Below are 3764 nucleotides of genomic sequence, written 5' to 3'. Positions count from 1 at the left end.
GTGTGGCTGTCGAAGTCGTGAGCGTTGGCGTGGAGGTTCCAAACCCACGTGGTGGTTTTGGGACCTTTGGCAAGGCTGCGATCGAAATGGCCGGGCTTGCCGAACAGTTCGAAGGTGGCCGGGTTGTTCACCCGGTCGACCTGGGCCTTCGCCGTTTTCCCACGCTCTGGTGGGCTGATGGTCATCGAGACGTTCCTCGAGGGACGGGATCGAGGTGGAGGTCCACCCTTCCGACCTGACGCGCCGAACGAGCCGGCGGCGGGAGGTCAGTGGAGCCACAGGCGCTGCGGAAAACCGCGTTCACCCATGGACGCAGGCATGAACAGGGAGCAAGGCCGAAGCCGAAACCCCTTTTCATGACTGGCGCTTGGGCCCCAGAAAGGGGACCGCTGGCGGAAGTATAAAAGTGAATTCCGAGCCCTTTGGCCCGGCAGTTACAAAGGTTCAATCCGGAGCCGAGCCAGTCAGGGACTGAGCTCTCGCGGATGCAAAACATCAGCGAAAAAACGCGTGTTCGCGCAGTTTTTGTAGGCAATCGCGATTAACTAGCGCCTCTTTTTTGTTAGCAATCGCCACTTGCGTGCCGGGTTGTTGTCCGCAACCCTGCAGAATGTGGCAATCAAGCTCCACACGAGCATCGGGAGGCAACAACATGCTGGCGGCACCGCGGCGGGCGCTTGTTGCCCTGGTGCTCGTGGTGCTCACGTTGGTGAGTGGAGGCTGCGGCAGCAAGGCCGGCCCAGGTGCATCAGCGGTGAGCTCCAACAGCCTGAGTGCCACCCCCCCGGCAGGCGCCCTGCAGGAAGTGGCGCCCCCCGGTGCGGTGCAGGAACTGAATGAACGCCTGAATGAGCGCGCACCGCAGGTGCGTGTGCTCGCACCCCAAGACAACGCCCTGCTGCCTGCTGGGGCCTGGACCCTGAAGCTGCAGGTGAGCGATTGGCCATTGAGCGATGCCGGCGCGCTGGGGCTTGGCCCCCATCTGGTGGTACAGATCGATGATCAAGCACCGATCCGGATCACCAGCTTCGAAGGCGCATCCGCTGTGGCAATGCCCGATCTACGCCCGGGCAGCCACCGCATCACCGTGTATGCCGCCCGGCCCTGGGGAGAAGCGGTGAAGGCTCCCGGTGGCAGCACCCAGATCCGCGTGCACCGCGTTGCCCGCAACGCCGCCGAACTGCCGGCGAGCGGCAGTGCCCAGCTGATTGCGGCCAGCCCTGATGCCCAACAGGCAATGGAGCCAGTCTTGATCGACTGGCTCTTGCTGGATGCCCCACTGCAGAACCTGCGTGGCGACGACGCCCGCTGGCGCCTGCGCATCAGCGTGAATGGCGACAGCTTCCTGGTAGATCGGCAGACACCCCTGTGGCTGAAGGGTTTCAAGCGCGGCAGCAATGCGGTGCAGCTGGAGCTACTGGATGGACGCGGAGATCCGCTCAATCCTCCCTTCAACAGCGTGGTGCGGGAGGTGGTGATCGGCAGCCCAGGCCCTCAACCCGCCTGGCTGCGCCCCCGGCTTTCTGCCACGGATCTCGCCCTGCTGAGCGGCGAGCAGCCCGTTGCTGAAGCTGAGCCCGAGACCACAGCGGCCCCGGAGCCAAAGCCGTTGAACAGCACCGCACAGCCGAGCGCACCCAGCCGGGAGCCCGAGAGCCCAGCGACAAGCGAGCCCCAGGCCGAAAAGCAGCCGCCGGCTGAGCCTGCACCGCCAACACCAACCGTGCCGCAGGCCGCACTTCAACCCAGCAGCGAGCCTGAGCCCAGCCCCGAGCCGGAACAGCCAGCCAGCGCAGCCATTCCCACAGCCGGCAGAGCCAGCTCCAAGGACAACGATCCGGCGATCGGCAATCCAGATCCCGAGGCTCCCACTCCTTCTGAGGAGCCGAATCTCCCGGCCGAAGCAACGCCTCCCGAAGCCCAAGCCCAAGCCAACAGCAAATCCAGTGCCGTTACACAAACAACACCGGAGCGCCTGGCACCGCAAACCAGCCTCACCGGCTCAGCCCGCGACCAGGTGAATGCCGACGGTGAATTGCTGAAGCCCTCCCCGCGCGGCCCTCTGGCCGGGCTGCGGGAGAAGCTGGGTGGATGAGTGAACGCCTGAGCTGGGGTCTGTCCCTCAGTCACCACGCCCTCCCCCTGCTGCGTCAGCTGCTGGAGCACGGCCTGATCGATCGCATCGCCAGCCCTGCCGATGGCATGGCCTGGCAAGGGGGGGATCTGCAAGGGTTTTTGGCCAGCGAATGGCCGCGCAGCCGGGCCTTTGTGGCCATCGGTGCCTGCGGAGCCATCACCCGGCTGATCGCACCGCTGCTGGCGGGCAAGCAACACGATCCTGCCGTTGTGGTGGCCGATCCCCGGGGCCGGTTTGCCATTCCGCTGCTGGGCGGCCATGGCGCTGGAGCCGAAGCCTTGGCCCAGGCCGTGGCGGCATTGCTGGGCGGTGAGGCCGTGCTCACCGGCGCCAACGCCGCCAATGGCCAGCTCGCCCTCGATGCCTTCGGAAACCGTTGGGGCTGGCGCCGCGGACCAGGCGACTGGGATGCGCTGATGAAAACAGCCGCCCGCAGTGAGGCGGTGCAGCTGGAGCACCAGAGCGGCAATCCACGCTGGCTGCACTTGCCTGGCTTGCCTGAGCAGAGCGCCAGCGGCATTCGGCTCAGCGTGGGGGTGGAGCGGAGCGAGCACTGCCGCTGGCATCCGCCGGCCCTTTGGGTGGGCATGGGCTGTGAACGGGGCACCAACCTGTCTCTGCTGGAGCGTTGCCTTGAGGAGAGCCTGGCGGCTGAAGGGCTGGCCCCAGAAGCCGTGGCCGGCCTCGCCAGCGCCGATCGCAAAGCCGATGAACCGGCCCTGCTTCAGCTCGCCGCACAACACGGCTGGCCCCTGCGCTGCTTCAGCAGCGCCGCTCTCAACGCGGTGCCAGTGCCTAATCCATCGGCGGTGGTGGAAGCCGAGCTCGGCACCGCCAGCGTGGCCGAAGCCGCAGCTCTGCTGGCCGCAGGCCCGCAGGCCACATTGCGCAGGCAAAAAAGGATCGAACGCGCCCGTGGAGGCGAACAGGGCGCCGCCACGGCTGCCATCGCCCAGGCCGCCACCCAGTGGGCTCCCCAGCGGGGCTGTCTACATCTAATCGGCAGCGGCCCCGGCAGCTTGGCGCTGCTCACCCCCGATGCCCGCGCAGCCCTGGCCGCCAGCAGCGTGTGGGTGGGCTACGGCCTCTACCTGGATCTACTGGAGCCGCTACGCAGGCCCGATCAGTTGCGTAGCGACGGGCAACTCACCCAGGAGCGCGAGCGCTGCCGTGAAGCCCTGGAGCTGGCCTGCCAAGGGCTCACGGTGGCCCTGGTGTCGTCGGGTGACAGCGGCATCTATGGCATGGCCGGGCTGGCGCTGGAGCAGTGGATGGGCCTGGAGGAGCAGGATCGGCCTGCCTTCCAGGTGCATCCGGGGATTTCCGCGCTGCAGCTGGCAGCAGCGCGGGCAGGAGCACCGCTCATGCATGATTTCTGCACCGTGAGCTTGAGCGATCGGCTCACCCCATGGGAGGTGATCGAGCGGCGGCTGCAGGGGGCAGCGTCGGGCGATTTCGTGGTGGCGCTCTACAACCCGCGCTCCAAAGGGCGCGACTGGCAGTTGGGCCGGGCGCAGGAGCTGCTGCTGGAGCACCGACCGCCCCACACGCCGGTGGTACTGGCTCGCCAGTTGGGCCGCGAAGAAGAAACAGTGAGCCTGCACGAGCTGGCCACACTGCCCATTCA

Annotated in this window: 4 protein-coding genes; 2 read left to right on the top strand and 2 right to left on the bottom strand. The window is 66.9% G+C overall.

Annotated features, from left to right (window positions below; all coding sequences use genetic code 11):
- Both ACIQ2E_RS13240 and ACIQ2E_RS13235 read right to left on the bottom strand, forming a co-directional pair.
- Positions 1–185, bottom strand: a 185-nt coding sequence (locus tag ACIQ2E_RS13240) for a hypothetical protein (protein ID WP_398331425.1), incomplete at its 3' end; no start/stop codon positions are given.
- 310 nt (positions 186–495) lie between these two features.
- Entirely contained in the window at positions 496–654 is a 159-nt protein-coding gene (locus ACIQ2E_RS13235) for a hypothetical protein (RefSeq protein ID WP_398331422.1), read from the bottom strand.
- Here ACIQ2E_RS13235 and ACIQ2E_RS13230 point away from each other — a divergent pair.
- Together ACIQ2E_RS13230 and ACIQ2E_RS13225 are read left to right on the top strand one after the other, a co-directional pair.
- A complete protein-coding gene (locus ACIQ2E_RS13230) occupies positions 653–2095 on the top strand; it encodes a hypothetical protein (protein WP_398331420.1) in 1443 nt (480 codons plus the stop codon). The two genes, ACIQ2E_RS13235 and ACIQ2E_RS13230, sit on opposite strands and share 2 nt — an antisense overlap.
- On the top strand, positions 2092–3764 hold a 1673-nt coding region (locus ACIQ2E_RS13225; RefSeq protein ID WP_398331418.1), incomplete at its 3' end, for a cobalamin biosynthesis protein. The genes ACIQ2E_RS13230 and ACIQ2E_RS13225, both read left to right, overlap by 4 nt.

The sequence above is a fragment of the Vulcanococcus sp. genome (assembly GCF_044369115.1).
Classification (GTDB): Bacteria; Cyanobacteriota; Cyanobacteriia; order PCC-6307; family Cyanobiaceae; genus Vulcanococcus.
Note: the sequence above shows the minus strand (reverse complement) of the source record. Positions and strands in the feature narration are given on the sequence as shown.

Bases quoted from the DNA above. Each gene is read 5' to 3' on its own strand.
- ACIQ2E_RS13230 (WP_398331420.1), top strand. From the start codon at position 653: ATGCTGGCGGCACCGCGGCGGGCGCTTGTTGCCCTGGTGCTCGTGGTG.
- ACIQ2E_RS13235 (WP_398331422.1), bottom strand. From the start codon at position 654: ATGTTGTTGCCTCCCGATGCTCGTGTGGAGCTTGATTGCCACATTCTG.